At 64.9% G+C, this 16,384-nt stretch carries 17 protein-coding genes; 6 read left to right on the top strand and 11 right to left on the bottom strand.

Features of this window, described 5'->3' with window-relative positions; translation table 11 throughout:
• Nucleotides 1-110 precede the first annotated feature (110 nt).
• On the top strand, nt 111-413 hold the full coding sequence (locus tag AC1DW2_RS33995; RefSeq protein ID WP_477008163.1) for a hypothetical protein: 303 nt from the start codon (nt 111-113) through the stop codon (nt 411-413).
• Between the two features lie 69 nt (nt 414-482).
• Nucleotides 483-731, top strand: a complete 249-nt coding sequence (locus AC1DW2_RS33990; RefSeq protein WP_477008162.1) for a hypothetical protein — start codon at nt 483-485, stop codon at nt 729-731.
• 16 nt (nt 732-747) lie between these two features.
• On the opposite strand, the gene AC1DW2_RS33985 is transcribed toward AC1DW2_RS33990, so the two are convergent.
• Both AC1DW2_RS33985 and AC1DW2_RS33980 read right to left on the bottom strand, forming a co-directional pair.
• Nucleotides 748-903 (bottom strand): hypothetical protein, encoded by a 156-nt coding sequence (locus AC1DW2_RS33985; protein WP_014493894.1) that lies wholly within the window; start codon nt 901-903, stop codon nt 748-750.
• A gap of 153 nt (nt 904-1,056) precedes the next feature.
• A complete protein-coding gene (locus tag AC1DW2_RS33980; RefSeq protein WP_477008161.1) occupies nt 1,057-1,980 on the bottom strand; it encodes a LysR family transcriptional regulator in 924 nt (307 codons plus the stop codon).
• Between the two features lie 213 nt (nt 1,981-2,193).
• Between AC1DW2_RS33980 and AC1DW2_RS33975 the strand changes: the two genes are divergently transcribed.
• Genes AC1DW2_RS33975 through AC1DW2_RS33965 form a run of 3 tightly spaced genes read left to right on the top strand, consistent with a single transcriptional unit; the run spans nt 2,194 to nt 4,430 of the window.
• Entirely contained in the window at nt 2,194-2,904 is a 711-nt protein-coding gene (locus AC1DW2_RS33975) for an SDR family NAD(P)-dependent oxidoreductase (RefSeq protein WP_477008160.1), read from the top strand.
• A 15-nt stretch (nt 2,905-2,919) separates the two neighbouring features.
• The gene (locus AC1DW2_RS33970) at nt 2,920-3,156 is read left to right on the top strand and encodes a tautomerase family protein (protein ID WP_354080884.1); all 237 of its coding nucleotides are present in this window, start codon (nt 2,920-2,922) and stop codon (nt 3,154-3,156) included.
• Between the two features lie 32 nt (nt 3,157-3,188).
• Entirely contained in the window at nt 3,189-4,430 is a 1,242-nt protein-coding gene (locus AC1DW2_RS33965; protein ID WP_477008159.1) for a YbfB/YjiJ family MFS transporter, read from the top strand.
• Between the two features lie 17 nt (nt 4,431-4,447).
• Here the strand turns inward: AC1DW2_RS33965 and AC1DW2_RS33960 are convergent, their stop codons facing one another.
• From AC1DW2_RS33960 to AC1DW2_RS33940, 5 genes are all read right to left on the bottom strand, one after another.
• On the bottom strand, nt 4,448-5,914 hold the full coding sequence (locus AC1DW2_RS33960) for a flavin-containing monooxygenase (protein ID WP_477008158.1): 1,467 nt from the start codon (nt 5,912-5,914) through the stop codon (nt 4,448-4,450).
• 49 nt (nt 5,915-5,963) lie between these two features.
• A complete protein-coding gene (locus AC1DW2_RS33955; RefSeq protein ID WP_477008157.1) occupies nt 5,964-6,383 on the bottom strand; it encodes a nuclear transport factor 2 family protein in 420 nt (139 codons plus the stop codon).
• Nucleotides 6,384-6,546: 163 nt separating this feature from the next.
• Nucleotides 6,547-7,968: an adenosylhomocysteinase gene (gene ahcY, locus AC1DW2_RS33950; protein WP_063982186.1), complete on the bottom strand. Its 1,422-nt coding sequence runs from the start codon at nt 7,966-7,968 to the stop codon at nt 6,547-6,549.
• Nucleotides 7,969-8,093: 125 nt separating this feature from the next.
• The gene (gene metK, locus AC1DW2_RS33945; RefSeq protein ID WP_028151996.1) at nt 8,094-9,290 is read right to left on the bottom strand and encodes a methionine adenosyltransferase; all 1,197 of its coding nucleotides are present in this window, start codon (nt 9,288-9,290) and stop codon (nt 8,094-8,096) included.
• A gap of 62 nt (nt 9,291-9,352) precedes the next feature.
• Nucleotides 9,353-10,708, bottom strand: coding sequence for a hypothetical protein (locus AC1DW2_RS33940; protein WP_038957543.1), 1,356 nt, complete (start codon nt 10,706-10,708; stop codon nt 9,353-9,355).
• 166 nt (nt 10,709-10,874) lie between these two features.
• Between AC1DW2_RS33940 and AC1DW2_RS33935 the strand changes: the two genes are divergently transcribed.
• Entirely contained in the window at nt 10,875-12,581 is a 1,707-nt protein-coding gene (locus tag AC1DW2_RS33935) for a caspase family protein (protein ID WP_477008156.1), read from the top strand.
• 175 nt (nt 12,582-12,756) lie between these two features.
• On the opposite strand, the gene AC1DW2_RS33930 is transcribed toward AC1DW2_RS33935, so the two are convergent.
• From AC1DW2_RS33930 to AC1DW2_RS33915, 4 genes are read right to left on the bottom strand one after another with little or no spacing between them, the layout of a single operon-like run.
• Complete coding sequence (locus AC1DW2_RS33930) at nt 12,757-13,875, bottom strand: cobalamin-independent methionine synthase II family protein (RefSeq protein WP_038957542.1); 1,119 nt, start codon at nt 13,873-13,875, stop codon at nt 12,757-12,759.
• A 19-nt stretch (nt 13,876-13,894) separates the two neighbouring features.
• A complete protein-coding gene (locus tag AC1DW2_RS33925; RefSeq protein WP_071912048.1) occupies nt 13,895-14,611 on the bottom strand; it encodes an ABC transporter ATP-binding protein in 717 nt (238 codons plus the stop codon).
• Entirely contained in the window at nt 14,604-15,359 is a 756-nt protein-coding gene (locus tag AC1DW2_RS33920; protein ID WP_135214497.1) for an ABC transporter ATP-binding protein, read from the bottom strand. The genes AC1DW2_RS33925 and AC1DW2_RS33920 overlap by 8 nt, the downstream gene beginning before the upstream one ends.
• Nucleotides 15,356-16,384, bottom strand: coding sequence for a branched-chain amino acid ABC transporter permease (locus AC1DW2_RS33915; protein ID WP_477008155.1), 1,029 nt, complete (start codon nt 16,382-16,384; stop codon nt 15,356-15,358). The genes AC1DW2_RS33920 and AC1DW2_RS33915 overlap by 4 nt, the downstream gene beginning before the upstream one ends.

Raw genomic sequence — 16,384 nt, 5'->3', positions numbered from 1 at the left:
CCGCGCACAATTTGAAATCGTAGCCGACCCGCCGCCAATCCCCGCGTTGCGGTCGGTTTGCGGCATGCTATCCTGGTTCTAGGGTTGGAAAATCGGGGTGCGTCTTGGGGATGTGGCGGTCGTTGGCGGGCTCCGCGCTCGCGCTGGTTCTGCTTGGAATATTCGCACCCGTGAGCGGCCAAGGCACTTCGCCGTCACCCCAAGGCGGCAAGCCTCCGGATCCGGAGCTGCGCGGCCAGTGGTTACGGGTCGGGCAGACATTCGCCTGCAAGGTCGAAGCCGGTAAGCGCATCACCCCGCCCGATCCCGACGTGCTCAGCTTTGCTTGCCAGCGCATGGGCGCGCTCGGCGTCGGCATCTCGGAGACCTCGCTCAAGGCCGTGCTCGGCGAGCCGCACCGCAGGCTGCCGTAACCGAACAACGCGACGGCCTATGTCTACTTCCTCGGCAAGACCGGCGAGTTTCCCTATCTTGCCGCCATCGTGAAAGCGAACCGCACCGTCGCGCTCCAGATCAGCGGCGAGGCACCGGTCGCCGCCTACAGCTTCAACCGGGTCAATCTCGGCGACAGCACCGACAAACTGATGGCGCAGTTCGGCGGCCCATTCCACGTCGGGCCGAGCGGACTGGAGAAGACCGAACTCTGGACTTACGAGCCACGGCCCTTCTCATTCGAGGTGAGGCAGGACCGCGTCACCTCGATCCGGATCAGCGATCCGACCGTCAAGTAGATTGGATTGTGTTCGATCAAGCCCGCGACAGCGCCTGCAGGCCCTTGAAGGTGAGGCGCTTGGGGTCGGTGACGCCGGCGAGATAGAGCCGGCGGATGAAGGCGATGACGGCGTCGCGGTCGCAATCGGTCAGCGCGACGACGGCGTCGACCGCAATCTTCTGGGCTTCCATTGGGCTCACCTCGGCCTTGCGAGTAACCCCGGCCGAGACAGGCTAGGACTCACCGGTTAATCCGGCGTTAACCGTTCGGGCAGCATGGCCGTTTCAGGCGAGTGGCCGTATACGCAAAACAACGCATTGGCAGTCGCCGCGCGGCCGCAATGTCTAGCGTGCGCCGAGGCTCTTCTTGAGCTGCGCAAAGTGCTTCTTCAGCCGGGGCACCGCGAAGTCGGTGAAGGCCCGCACCTTCGGCACCGCGAGCCGGCCCTGCGGGCAGATCAAATGCGCGGGCATCTCCGGATCCTCATCGCCGGCCAGCACGATCTCGAGCTCGCCGCGCACGACCTGCTCGGCCACCTGGTACGAATACATCCGCGCCACGCCGCGCCCGGCGACTGCTGACGCCACCGCCGCATAGGTGCTATTGACGACGAGGCGCGGCGTGAACTGGACTGTCCTGGCTGCCGATGAGCCGGCCTGTGGCGCAAAGGTCCAGGAATTGGGCAGGTGCGCCATCGCCACGATCTGGTGCTTGGCGAGATCGCCGGGTTCAGCGATGCGCGGGTGCTGCTTCAGGTAGCGCGGCGCTGCGACGACGACGCGGCTGATCTCGCCGACCCGCATTGCCACCATCGCCGAGTCCGCGAGAGGTCCGATGCGAAGCGCGATGTCGACGCCCTCCTCGATCAGATTGACCGAACGGTCGAACAGCAGGAGCTTTGCCGACACCGTCGGATAGGCATCGAGAAATGCATCGAGGATCGGCCGCAGCACCATCTCGCCCGAGACCACGGGGGCAGTTATCGTGAGCAGGCCGCGGGGTGCCGTGCGCGGACCGGCCGCGATGTCGTCGGCCTCCTCCAATTCGGTGAGCACGCGGCGGCAGATCGCAACATAGCGCTCGCCCTCCTCGCTCAGCTTGATCGATCGTGTCGTCCGGTGCAGCAGCTCGGCGCCGACCCGCTCCTCCAGGAAGGCGATGGCGCGGCTGACCGCAGCCGGCGAGCGGCCGAGCTTGCGTCCTGCGGCGGCCAAGCTGCCCTCGTCCACCGCAAGGACGAACACCTTCATCGCATCCAGACGATCCATGCCTACCCGTCGCCCCATCAAATTCCAGTGACAAGCTAGGCGCTCGCCCCCGCCGCGACAACCGCCGCCAAAGGCCGGTCCGGCATTCGTTCGCACCGCGTAACAGTGTCTGCCGGACAACGTGTATTCGCAGCCGGGCCGCCGGGGCGTACCTCAGTACGCGAGCCAGCCGCTGCTGGCGCAGGTTCTGAAAGCCAACAACAGGAGTCAGCCATGGGTATCGAGCAGAAGGTCGCCATCATCACCGGTGCATCGCAGGGCATCGGCGCCGCCCTGGTCCAGGGTTTTCGCGATCGCAACTATCGCGTCGTCGCAACGGCGCGTTCCATCAAGCCGTCGGGCGACGATGATATCCTCGCCGTTCCCGGCGACATCGCCGACCGGGCCACCGCCGAACGTGTGGTCTCGCAGGCCGTCGCGCGCTTTGGCCGCGTCGACACGCTGGTCAACAATGCCGGCATTTTCGTCGCAAAGCCGTTCACGCAATACACGGCGGAAGACTACGCGGCGGTGATGGGCACCAACGTTGCGGGCTTCTTCAACATCACGCAGCTCGCCATCGCCGAGATGGAGAAGCAGGGCTCTGGCCATGTCGTCCAGATCACGACCACGCTGGTCGATCAAGCGAACTCGAACGTGCCGTCGGTGCTGGCCTCGCTGAGCAAGGGCGGGCTGAACGCCGCGACCAAGTCGCTCGCGATCGAATACGCCAGGCGCGGCATCCGCGTGAACGCGGTGGCGCCCGGCATCATCAAGTCGCCGATGCATCCCGTTGCGACGCATGCCCAGCTCGGCGCGCTGCATCCGGTCGGCCACATGGGTGAGATGTCCGACATCGTCGGCGCCGTGCTCTATCTCGAGCAGGCAAGCTTCGTCACCGGCGAGATCCTGCACGTCGACGGCGGCCAGAGCGCCGGCCACTGAGCGCGGAGAAACACCATGCCGATCGTCACCATTCAAGTGACCCGCGAAGGAACGACGCCGGGAGCGGCGTCGCTCACGGCGGAGGAGAAGGCCGCGCTGATCAAGGGATCGAGCCGGTTGTTGCTCGACGTGCTCGGCAAGCCGCTTGAGTCCACCTTCGTCGTGATCGAGGAAGTCGACACCGACAATTGGGGCTGGGGCGGCCTGCCCGTGCAGGACTTCCGGCGTCGCCGCGCCGCAAAGACAGGATGATCCGCGCGCCATTGTGCGCGCAGGAGGATGACATGACCGAACTCAATGCAAATACTGGGCACCACGCCCGGCCGCATCAGCGGCCGGTATCGGACTCGCAATCGACTTCGCGGCAGGCTTGGCGGTACGCCGTGGCGGGATTGTCCGCATCACTGGTCGGGCTTGGCCTCGCCCGCTTTTCCTACACGCCGCTGATCCCGGCGCTGATCGCCGCAAAGTGGTTCAGCGCATCCGACGTCGTTTATCTCGGCGCTGCCAACCTCGCCGGTTACCTCGCCGGCGCCCTCGCCGCACGCGCCCTGGCCACCCGCATCGGCGCCGTCCGCGCGCTGCGGGCGATGATGCTGCTTGCCACCCTCTCCTTCTTCGCGAGCTCTACCCCGGTGTCGTTCACCTGGTTTTTCGCCTGGCGCTTTCTGTCGGGCCTGACCGGCGGAATCATCATGGTGCTGGCGGCCTCCGTCATTCTGCCGCACGTATCGGCCGCGAGGCGCGGCATCGTCGGCGGCGTGATCTTTGCCGGCGTCGGCCTTGGCGTCGCGGCATCGGGCTCGCTGGTGCCGTTGCTCCTGCAACAGGGCTTGCAGCAGAGCTGGTATGGCCTCGGCGTGCTCTCCGCCGTGCTCACACTCGCGAGCTGGTGGAACTGGCCTGCGGAGGCCAAGAGCGATACCGCGCCTTCGCATCACGCGAAGTCCCATCAGGCCTCGGCCGCCGTCCGCGCGCTTCTGGTCCAGTATGGCCTCAACGCGGTGGCCCTTGTGCCGCACATGGTCTTCATCGTCGACTTCGTGGCGCGTGGCCTCGGCCAGGGCATTGCGGCGGGCTCGCGCTACTGGGTGCTGTACGGTCTCGGCGCAATCGTCGGCCCGCTCGTCACGGGCCATCTCGGTGACCGCTCGGGATTTGGACCGGCATTGCGCGCGGCCTTCCTGATCGAGGCGACCGCCGTGCTGCTGCCCACCGTTAGCACGGCGCCGGTTTCACTGATCGTGTCGAGCGTCGTGGTCGGCGGCTTCACGCCCGGTATCGTGCCGCTGGTGCTCGGGCGTATCCACGAGCTCGTGCCGCATTCGACCGAGCAGCAGCGCGCGACATGGAGCCACGCCACCACGAGCTTCGCGCTATTCCAGGCGGCGGCAGCCTACGGTTTCTCCTGGATCTACGCGCAGACCGGCGGCGACTATCTGGTCCTGTTCGGACTTGGCGGCGCCGCCGTGGTGCTCGCGCTTGCGATCGATCTTGGGCTCGCGCTCACCACGCGCAAGGCATAAAGCGGACGACGGCGTGATCAGGAGTACTGCATCACGCCGTCGTCGATCCGGCCGAATCGCAACGTGACGATGTCGAGCGCGTAGTTCTGGTACAGCCGCCAAGGCTGCTTCGAGCCCTGCTTCGGCATCCTCGCGACCGAGCGCTGCACATAGCCCGAGGTGAAATCGAGCGACGGCTGCGCGGTGATTTCAGGGTCGTCATTGTGCGGCATGCATTGACGGAAATTGTGCCGGTCCATGTAGTTGATGAGACGGCAGACATATTCGCAGGTGAGATCGCATTTCAGCGTCCAGGACGCGTTGGTGTAGCCGAAGGCCGACGCCATGTTCGGCACGTCGGCGTACATCATGCCCTTGTAGGTCAGCGTGTTGGCGAAATCGACGGCGCGGCCGTCGACGCTGACCTCGAGACCGCCGACGACCTGGAGCACCAGCCCCGTCGCCGTGACGATGACGTCGGCCGCAAGCTCGCGGCCGTCCTTCAGGCGAATGCCGTCGCGCGTAAAGGTGTCGATCTCGTTGGTGACGACGGCGGCACGCTGCTCGCGGATCGCCTTGAACAGATCGCCGTCCGGCACGAGGCAGAGCCTCTGGTCCCAGGGATTGTAGCGCGGCGTGAAATGGGTCGCGACGTCGTAGTCGGGGCCGAGCGCCATCTGCACGCCCTTGAGCACCAGCTCCTTGACCTTGGCGGGCCGGCGCCGGCTGAGCTGGAAGAAGAACATCCCCCACATTACGTTGCGCCAGCGGATGACATGATAGGCAAGCCGTGTCGGTAGATTGCGGCGCAATTTGTTCGCGACGGGGTCCTGCGCCGGACGCGATACCACATAGGTCGGCGAGCGCTGGAGCATGGTGACCTGCGCCGCCTTCTTGGCGAGCTCCGGCACCAGCGTCACTGCGGTTGCGCCCGAGCCGATCACGACGACGCGTTTGCCCGCGTAGTCGATGTCCTCGGTCCATTTCTGTGGATGCACGATGCGGCCGGCGAAATCCGCCACGCCCGCGAACTCCGGCGTATAGCCCGCCTCGTATTTGTAATAGCCCGAGCACATGAACAGGAAATTGCAGGTGAAGCGCACGAGCTCTGTTGCGCCCTCGCCCGTGATACGCTCGGCCTCGACGGTCCAGCGCGCGTCCGGCGTCGACCACGCCGCGCGCTTGACGCGATGACGGAAGCGGATGTGCTTCTCGATGCCGTTCTCAGCTGCTGTCTCGCGCACGTAGTTCAGGATCTGCGGCCCGTCCGCGATCGCCTTCGGATCGGTCCACGGCTTGAAGGAGTAGCCGAGCGTGAACATGTCGCTGTCGGAGCGGACGCCGGGATAGCGGAACAGGTCCCAGGTGCCGCCGATACAGTCGCGGCCTTCGAGGATGACGTAGCTCTTGTCCGGGCACTTGCTCTGAAGATGATAGCCAGCGCCGATGCCGGACAGGCCGGCACCGACGATCAGGACGTCGAAATGTTCTGCGGCTTTAGCCATAGCGTTCTCCCCGGCACAGGATGGGCGACGCCGTGCCGAATTGCAACCGTCAGGCGGTGGTAGCGCCGTAGACAAGGGCTGTGTCGAAATACTCGTAGAATTCGACTGCCTTGCCATCCTTGAAACGCCAGAAATCGACCTTCGGGGTCTCAGCGATCTTCCCGGTCCTTTTGTTGGTCCAGGCACATGAGCCGCGCGCGAAAACAACGTCGCCCTGCGCGACGTATTCATTCATGGTGTAGTACTGCATGCTCCAGTCAGCCAGCAGACCGTCGAAATAGCCACGAAGCTGCGCGCGGTCGTCATAACACTTGGCAAAGGGCACCGCCGGAGCCCCCTGCGGAAGCGAGTCGAATTTGATCTGCGGGCCGATGACGCTGTCGAACCAATAGTCGACGCTGCCGCCCTTGCTGTCGTTCCACCGACGATAGGCTTCTTTGAGCAACTGAACGTTGGCTTCGCTGGACATCGCATTCCCTCCATATGCATTTGACAATGAACGTGGGAAACGCGGCCACCCGCTTCAGAAAGTGGCGGGCTTGTTTTGGCTCTACCTCCGAGCGTAGCACAATGAGTCTACAAAAAAGGCCCCGGATCGCTCCGGGGCCTTCGTGTCGCAGCTGGATGCGATCTCAGTAGCGGTAGTGGTCCGACTTGTACGGACCTTCCTGCTTCACGCCGATGTAGTCGGCCTGGTCCTTGCGCAGCTCGGTGAGCTTGACGCCGATCTTGGCGAGGTGCAGACGCGCGACCTTTTCGTCCAGCGACTTCGGCAGCACGTACACTTCCTTCTTGTACTTGCCGTCCTTGTTGTTGGCGAACAGCTCGATCTGCGCCAGCGTCTGGTTGGTGAAGGAGGCCGACATCACGAAGGACGGATGGCCCATCGCGTTGCCGAGGTTCACGAGGCGGCCTTCCGACAGCATGATGATGCGGTGCTTGTCGGGGAATTCGATCTCGTCGACCTGCGGCTTGATGTTGGTCCACTTCAGGTTACGCAGACCCGCGATCTGGATCTCGTTGTCGAAGTGGCCGATGTTGCAGACGATGGCGCGATCCTTCATCGCGCGCATGTGCTCGATCGTGATGATGTCCTTGTTGCCGGTCGCGGTGACGAAGATGTCGGCGCGCGGGGCGGCGTCTTCCATGGTCACGACCTCGTAGCCTTCCATCGCGGCCTGGAGCGCGCAGATCGGATCGACTTCCGACACCATCACGCGGCAGCCGGCCTGGCGCAGCGACGCGGCCGAGCCCTTGCCGACGTCGCCGAAGCCCGCGACCATCGCGACCTTGCCCGACATCATCACGTCGGTGCCACGACGGATGCCGTCGACCAGCGATTCACGGCAGCCATAGAGGTTGTCGAACTTCGACTTAGTGACGCTGTCGTTGACGTTGATCGCCGGCCACAGCAGCGTGCCGGCCTTCTGCATGTCATAGAGACGATGCACGCCCGTAGTGGTCTCTTCGGAAACACCCTTGATGCTCTTGGCGATCTCGGCGAAGTAGCCCTTCGGCTTCTCCTTGAGCTGCTTCTTCAGGAGCGCGAAGAAGACTTCCTCTTCCTCGGAGCCAGGCTTGTCGAGGAAGGCGGTGTCGCCGTTCTCGGCGCGCAGACCGAGATGGACGTACATGGTGGCGTCACCGCCGTCATCGAGGATCATGTTCGGGTGGCCGCCGCCGTGCCAGTCGAACAGTTTTGCGGTGTAGTCCCAGTATTCGGCCAGCGTCTCGCCCTTGACCGCGAACACCGGAATGCCGGCGGCCGCGATCGCGGCGGCGGCGTGGTCCTGCGTCGAATAGATGTTGCAGGAGACCCAGCGAATGTCGGCGCCGAGGGCTGCCAGCGTCTCGATCAGCACGCCGGTCTGGATCGTCATGTGCAGCGAGCCGGCGATGCGCGCGCCCTTCAGCGGCTGCTTCGGGCCGAACTCCTCGCGGGTGGCCATCAGGCCGGGCATCTCAGTCTCGGCCAGCGAGAGTTCCTTGCGGCCGAAGTCGGCCAGCGAAATGTCCTTGACGATGTAGTCGGTGAAGCCGGGCTTCGCATTCATAGCGGAGGTCCTGTTGTTGAATTGGTCGTTCCGGGTCGCCCTGGAGGGGCGGCCCGGAATCTCGGCATGATGGATAAGGATCCCGGGTTCGCCGCTGTCGCGGCGCCCCGGAATGACGTTGGTACTTAGACTGCGCGCTTGAGCGCTTCGACCAGGTCGGTCTTCTCCCAGGAGAAGCCGCCCTCGTTGTCGGGCGTGCGGCCGAAATGGCCGTAGGCCGAGGTGCGCGCGTAGATCGGGCGGTTGAGGTCGAGATGGCTGCGGATGCCGCGCGGGGTGAGATCCATCGCCTTGGCGGCGGCCTTCTCGAGCTGGTCCTCCGACACCTTACCGGTGCCGTGGGTGTCGATGTAGATCGACAGCGGACGCGCGACGCCGATGGCGTAGGCGAGTTGGAGGGTGCAGCGATCGGCGAGACCGGCGGCAACGATGTTCTTGGCGACGTAGCGCGCTGCGTAAGCCGCCGAACGGTCGACCTTGGTCGGATCCTTGCCGGAGAACGCACCGCCGCCATGCGGGGCCGCGCCGCCGTAGGTGTCGACGATGATCTTGCGGCCGGTCAGGCCGGAATCGCCGTCCGGACCGCCGATGTAGAACTTGCCGGTCGGATTGATGTGCCAGATGGTCTTCGGCGTGATCCAGTCCTTCGGCAGCGCCTCGCGGACATAGGGCTCGACGATGTCGCGGATCTGCTTCGACGAGATGTCCTCGACCAGATGCTGGTGCGACACGACGATCTCGCGCACGCCGACCGGCTTGCCGTTCTCGTACTGCACGGTGACCTGGCTCTTGGAGTCCGGACCCAGCACCTTCTCGCGGCCGGAGTGACGGGCTTCCGAGATGAGACGCAGGATCTTGTGGGCATAGAAGATCGGCGCCGGCATCAGATCAGGCGTCTCGTTGGTGGCGTAACCAAACATGATGCCCTGGTCGCCTGCGCCCTCTTCCTTGACCTCGCCCGGCTGCAGCGCATCGACGCCCTGCGCGATGTCGGCCGACTGCGGGTGCAGCAGGATCTCGATGTCGGCCTTCTCCCAGTGGAAGCCGTCCTGCTCGTAGCCGATGTCCTTGATCGCGGCGCGCACGACGCCTTCGATCTGCTCGTTGGTGACGGATGCGGGACCGCGGGTCTCGCCGGCGATCACCACCTTGTTGGTGGTCGCGAGCGTCTCGCAGGCCGCACGGATCTGCCACGGATCGATGCCAGCCTTCGGCCCTTCGCGGTAGAACAGATCGACGATTTCATCGGAGATCCGGTCACAGACCTTGTCGGGATGACCCTCGGACACGGATTCGCTGGTGAAGAGATAGGACGCGCGCATCAGTAACCCCTTGTTCCGCCGTTAACCTGGCGGGCGTTTGCGATGTTTAACCTTGGATTATGTCAATCACGCCGTCGCGAGATGACGTAGGACTCGTCGAGAAACCAGAGCCCGTTGTACTTCCGCAGCACGTCCCGGGCGGCATCCAGAGTGCGGCCGTTTTGAGTCATTTCTGTCAATCGGTCGTCCTCGATCTGCGCCACATACACCGCCGCATTCCACGCTGCAAAGGCCGTCGAGGTTCCGATGGTACCCGTCACCTCGTTGGGCAGCGCTTCCATATCATACCTGAAGATCGACCGGTTGTCCGCATAAGCATTAAAATTTAGGTCCCGGCCCAACGACCCAAGCTCGTACTTCACGGCGCGCAATAGCTCATGACGGCTGACCGCGAAAGGATTTTCTCCAGGCCAGATCGCCTGGATCATTTCCATGCCGGGATCGTGACCATGGGAGTGGATTCCGATCAGCCGCCCGCCCGGCCGAAGCGCCCGCGCCAGCGGCGCAATGATCCGTTTTGCCCGGAAATTGACCGAGGACAGGGCGCGGTAGGGCTGGGATGCAATGACCAGGTCGAAATTGGCCTCGGTCTGGCCCGGCCGCGGAATGGTCGAATCCAGCAGGAACCTGTGGTCCTCGCGGTACAACACCAGGACGACGGGCCGCTCGTAAAGCGGCATCGCCGTGCGTGGGCTGATCGCGGCGCGCCAGTTCTGCTCCAGGAACGGCCTCAACTCGGCGATCTGCTGCTCGAACTCGCCTGACGAGGCGCCCCGTAGCGGAACCTCGTGCCAGACGGTGGCCGCCGCCGCCGCAGGCGATGCCGGCGTGAGCCAAGGCGCCTCGGAGTAGAACATGTTGGTGAACACGAACACCGACGCCGGATGCTCGAAAATGCGGTCCGGGACCCTCTCCAGCGTCAGCCGCAAGTCCTCGAGGCTGAGCTCCTTGCCGGCGACGTAGAACGGCATGTGCGGGTAGCGCTGGTGCGTTGCGCGCAGCACCCGGGCCAGCACCGTGCCGTCGCCGACCCCCGCGTCGAAGATGCGCAGCGCCGGCGGGCGCGGATGGATGCTGGCGAGTTCCAGCGCGACGCGCTCGGCGACCACCCGCTTCTCGCTGCAGGTATGGACGAACAGCAGGTATTTTTGCCGGTTCTCGAAGAAACGGAAATTGCCGCGCGGATCGCGTTTTTCCGGGGGAACCTGGAGTCCCCGCGGCGGCGGCAGGCCGCCCGTCGTCGATGCGGCGATATAGGCCTGGATCCGCTCCAGCGTGTCGATCGTGATGCGCTTTCCCTCGCGCAGGCGATGGACCAGCTTCCCATCGTTCACCGCGCGCCGGCCAAACGTCGATTCCGCCATGTCCGCCTTGCGGCAGAACTCGGTGATTTGGCTAAGGATTTCGTCGTTCTTCATGAGTGGGAAAGCGGTGGGCAGAACTGTTGGGACCAGCGTCGTAGCAAAATCTGCCCACTGAGGGAATACCCTCTCTTGGCTTTACCCCACGTCCAATGACGAGCGCGTGAACCCCGGCGCACCGCCGGGCAACAAACAAGCGCTTCTCCTTCAAGGGACCATCGCCATGCGCCGCCTGCTCGTCGCGCTCTGCCTGCTCACAGCACCCCTGTGGGCCGCGCCCGCCCTCGCGCAGGCGCGCAGCCAGCTCGGGCCGCTCTGCACAACCGACACCACGCCGCCAGACCAGATGATCGACGCCTGCAACAAGATCGTCACGCTGAAGGTGTTCAAAGGCGAGCAGCTCGCGACGATCTATTTCTGGCGCGCGGTCGGCTGGAACAAGAAGGGCGACTATTCGAAGGTGATCGCCGACACCACCGAGGCGATCCGGCTCCAGCCGAGCCAGGCGGTCTACAATCTCAGGGGATCGGCCTATTACGACAAGGGCGACTACGACATCGCGATCGCCGATTTCGACGATGCGCTGAAGCTCGGCCCGCCTGATGGCACCATCTTCCACAATCGTGGCAACGCCTGGCGCGGCAAGGGCGACTACGCCAAGGCGATCGCCGACTACGATGCCACGATCAAGCTGCAGCCGAAATCGACGTTCTCGTTCCAGAATCGCGGCATTGCGAAGGAGGCGCTCGGCGATCTCGACGGCGCGCTTGCCGACATCAACCAGGCGATCCGGCTCGACCCGACACTGCCGCAGCCGCYGATCAACCGCACCGCGATCTGGCGCGTGCGGGGCGATCTCGATCGCGCCATTGCCGATGGCAGCGAGGCGATCCGGCTTGCGAAAGAAAAACCGCCCGTCAACATCATGACGCCGCCGAACAGCGTGCTGATCTCCGGCTATGTCCACCGCGCGCTGGCCTATGAGGCGAAGGGCGACTACGCCCATGCGCGCGACGACTACAAGGCGACGCTGGCGATCGTGGCTTCCGATGCCGGCAGCAAGGCCAACCAGGCGACCGCCAAGGTGCGGCTGTCGCTGGTGACGGATGCGCTCACTCCCATCCCGCGCGATGCGCCGTCACCGGTGACGCAGCCGGCCCCGCAGCAAACGGGCGCGGCACCTGCGCCCTCGCCTACCCCGGCGACGCCTGGCAAGCGCCTCGCACTGGTGATCGGCAATGGCGCCTACGCGCATGTCAAGGCGCTGCCCAATCCGGCCAACGATGCGCGCGCCGTCACCAGGAGCCTGCGCGACATCGGCTTCACGGTGTCGGAGGGTATCGATCTCGACCGCGCAGCGATGCAGAGAGTGACGCGCGACTTCCTGCGCGAGGCGGCGCGGGCACAGGTCGCGTTGGTGTACTATGCCGGCCACGGCGTGCAGGTCGACGGCCGCAACTATCTCATTCCCGTCGACGTCGAGCTCAAGCCGGGCGCGGGCATGACGGAGGCGATGATCGACATGGACACGATCATGGCCGGCCTCGACGACCAGGTCCGCACCAACATTTTGATCTTCGATGCCTGCCGCAACAACCCGATGGCGCAGCAGGTCGCAGCCGCCGGCATCAACCGAGGCATCGAGGGCGCTTCGGGCCTCGCAGCGCCAACGAGCCTGGGCGCCGGTGCAACGCTAGGCGCGGGGACGCTGATCGCGTTCGCCACCGCGCCGGGCCAGGTCGCGCTCGACGGCGAAGGCGCCAACTCGCCGTTCTCCGCCGCCCTCTCCCGCCATCTCGGCACGCCGGGGCTGGAGGTGCAGCAGATGCTGACGCGCGTGCGGGCGGAAGTGGTCTCGAGCACGAAGAACAAGCAGGTGCCGTGGTCGAACTCGTCGCTGCTGGGCGAGGTCTATCTGGCGGAGAAGTGAGGGCGGGTGAGCGCACTGGTTTTCAAGGGTGCGACGCTGCCCGCCACTCACTCGGTGTCGTCGCCCGGCTCGACCGGGCGATCCAGTAATCCGAGACACCAATGATTCACCGAGAAGCCGCGGCGTACTGGATTCCCCGCTTTTCGCGGGGAATGACAGCAGCCACGTGGCAAACTTAGTTGCCCCACACTTCCTTGGCGATCTCCACCGCAAGGCCGAGCTTGGCCCACTGCTCTTCCTCGGAGAGGATGTTGCCTTCCTCGGTCGAGGCAAAGCCGCACTGCGGGGACAGCGCGAGCTGCTCCAGCGGCGCGAATTTGGCGGCCTCTTCGAGGCGACGCTTGATGTCGTCCTTTTTCTCGAGCTCGCCGAACTTCGAGGTGATGACGCCGACCACGACGACCTTGTTGCCTTTGGGCAGGAAGCGCAGCGGCTCGAAGCCGCCGGCGCGGTCGCTGTCGTATTCGAGGAAGTAGCCATCGTAATTGGTACCGGCGAGCATGGTCTCGGCCACGGGCTCGTAGCCGCCCGAAGAAATCCAGGTCGAGCGGAAATTGCCGCGGCAGACATGCGTCGTCACCACCATGTCGGCCGGCTTCTCGGCCAGCGCGTAATTGATGACGCGCGCATAGATCTGCTGGAGACCCTCGGGATTGTCGCCGCGCTCGCGCGCCTTCTTCAATTCGTCCTGCGAACAGAGATAGGCCCACACGGTGTCGTCGAACTGAAGATAGCGGCAGCCGGCATCGTAAAACGCCTTCACGGCCTTGCGGTAGGTCTTGCCGAGGTCTTCGTAGAACGCGTCGAGATCGGGATAGACGTCCTTGGAGATTGCCTTGCGGCCGCCGCGGAAGTGCAGCACGGCCGGCGAGGGGATCGTCATCTTGGCGGTGACGTGGGCCTGGTCGGCGGACTTCTTCAGGAAGCGGAAGTGATCCAGCATCGGATGGTCGTCGGGGAAATCGAGCTTGCCGATCACGCGGACCGCGTCATGCCGCGTCTCGACGCCCGCGAACTGGATGCCCGTGTCCGGGTGAAACATTTCGCAGCCGGTGAGCTTGGCCAGGAAGTCAAAGTGCCACCAGGAGCGGCGGAATTCGCCGTCGGTCGCGAGCTTCAGGCCGATCGAGGCCTGCTTGTGCACGACCTTTTCTATCTCCATGTCCTCGATCTTGCGCAGATCGTCGACCGAGATCTCGCCCTTCTCGAGCCTGGCGCGGGCTTCCTTGATCTTGGCCGGACGCAGGAGGCTGCCGACTTCGTCGGCGCGGAAGGGGGCTTTGGTTCGCTGCATTTTCTACTCCCGGGATATTTTAGTGGGCCGCCGCCCCTGCGACGCCGAGGTGGCGCTCGAGGACCGACGGGTCGGCCTTCAGCGCGGCGCTCGGGGCGTCGTGGACGATCGTTCCGCGCTCCAATATCACAACACGGTCGGCGAGCCCCAGAATCTTTTGCGCGTTCTGCTCGACGATGATCGAGCAGATGCCGCCCGCCCGGGTGATGGCGCCGATCGCCTTCAGAAGCTCCTCGACGATGATGGGGGCGAGGCCCTCGGTCGGCTCGTCCAGCAGCAGGACCTTCGGGTTGAGGGTCAGCGCCCGGCCGATCGCCAGCATCTGCTGCTCGCCGCCGGAGAGCTGGTTGCCGAAATTGCTCCGCCGCTCCTTCAGCCGCGGGAACATCTCGTAGACCCTCTCGACCGTCCAGGGGCCGGGCTGCGCCACCGCGGTCATGTTCTCTTCCACCGTCAGCGAGCGGAAGATGTTGCGCTCCTGCGGCACCCAGCCAATGCCGGCCCGCGCCCGCTGATCGGGCCGCAAGCTCGTGACATCCGTGCCAGCGAGCGCGACCGAACCAGAGAAGCGGCGGGTCACGCCGACGATAGAGTTGATCAGCGTGGTCTTGCCGGTCCCGTTGCGGCCCAGCAGCGCAAGCACCTGCCCCTCGGCAAGGCGCAGGGACATGTTGGGCAGCACCACCGCCTCGCCATAGCCGGCGCGAAGTGCGTCGATCGCGAGCAGGTCAGACATTGACCGCCTCCTCGCCGAGATAGACGGCCTTGACCTGCGGGTCGCGCGCGACCACGTCGGGCGGACCTTCGGTGAGCAGCGCGCCCGAGACCAATACCGAGATGCGGTCGGCGAAGGAAAAGACGAGGTCCATGTCGTGCTCGATCAGGAGCACGGTGACGTCGCGCGGCAGGCTGCCTACGACGGCGAGAATGTCGTGGCGTTCGCTCTCGGGCACGCCGGCGGCGGGCTCGTCGAGCAGCAGCACGCGCGGCTTGGCGGCGATCGCGACCGCGATCTCGAGCAGGCGTTGCTTGCCGTAAGGCAGCGTCACGGTCTCTTCGTTCATGACGTCGAGCAGATGGAAGCGCCTCAGGAGATCGGCGATCTCGCCGTTGACGTCGCCCCGCGTGCCCATCCGCCGCCACCAGTCGCCGCCATGGCCGAGGCGCTCGGAGACGGCGAGGCCGATGGTCTCGAGCGGGGTCAGGTCGGGATAGAGCTGGTTGATCTGGAAGGTGCGCGACAGGCCGCGCAGCACGCGCTTGTGCACGGGCAAATCCGTGATGTCCTGGCCTTCGAGCAGGATCCGGCCCGAGTTCGGCTTCAGCACGCCGGTGAGCTGGTTGATCACAGTGGTCTTGCCGGCGCCGTTCGGGCCGATTAGCGCGTGGCGGGCGCCCTGCTCGATCTTGAGCGACAGGTCCCGCGTCACGCGCAGACCGCCGAACTGCTTTTCGAGATTTTGGGTTTCGAGCGCGATGGTCATGCGTCGCTCTCCGGCACGGCAACGACGGCCTTGCGTCCGGCAACCTGCTTGATGACCAGGTTCGGCACGTACAGCACCCAGCGATGCAGGCGCTGGCGGCCGACCAGCACGACCACGACCAGCACGAGACCGATCCAGAACTGCCAATATTGCGGGGTGATGGTGGAGAACAATTCCTGCAGCATGCGGAACACCACCGCACCGACCAGCCCGCCATAGAGATATCCGGTTCCGCCAATCACGAGCACCAGCATCAAATCGGCCGAACGCTCAAAGGCGAACACGTCGAGGGAGGCGATCGCCGTGGTCTGGGTGAACAGCGCGCCCGCGATGCCGGCATAGAACGCCGCGAGCGTGTAGATCGCGATCAGGCGGCGGTTGACGGGGATGCCGATGGCGGCTGCGCGCAGCGGATTGTTCTTGATCGCGCGTAGCGACAGCCCGAACGGCGAATGCACGACGCGGCGAGCGAACAGGAACAACAGGAACAGCACCGCCAGCGAGTAGAAGAAGCCGGTCTTGCCGAACATGTCGAACGCAATCTCGCCGAAGATCGGCTGCATCTCGATGCCCTGAAGGCCGTCGGTGCCGCCGGTGATGTTGGAGAAGCGTTCGGCGAGTGCCTCGAGCAGCAGCGCGATGCCGAGCGTCACCATCAGCCGGGTCAGATCGACGCCGCGGATCACGAGGAAGCTGGTGGCGAAACCCAGCACCATCGCGGCAAGGCCGGCTGCGATCAGCGCGAGCACCGGCTCGTTGATGATCCCATGCAAGGCGAGAAGCCCCGCGGCGTAGGCGCCGACGCCGAAGAAAGCGGCGTGGCCGAGCGAGACGATGCCGGCATAACCGAGGATGAGATCGAGCGACATCGCGAACAGCGCCAGCCGCAGGATGTCGGTCATGATCAGATAGCGCGTAGGAAAAGCGAAGCCGCAGGCCAGCACGACGAGCCAGAAGGCGACTTCGCCGTAGTGCCAGCGCGCCTGGCGCTGGGCGTGATAACCGACGTCGGAGGAAGCGCTCAT

This window comes from Bradyrhizobium sp. P3_C3 (genome assembly GCF_056402655.1).
Note: the sequence above shows the minus strand (reverse complement) of the source record. Positions and strands in the feature narration are given on the sequence as shown.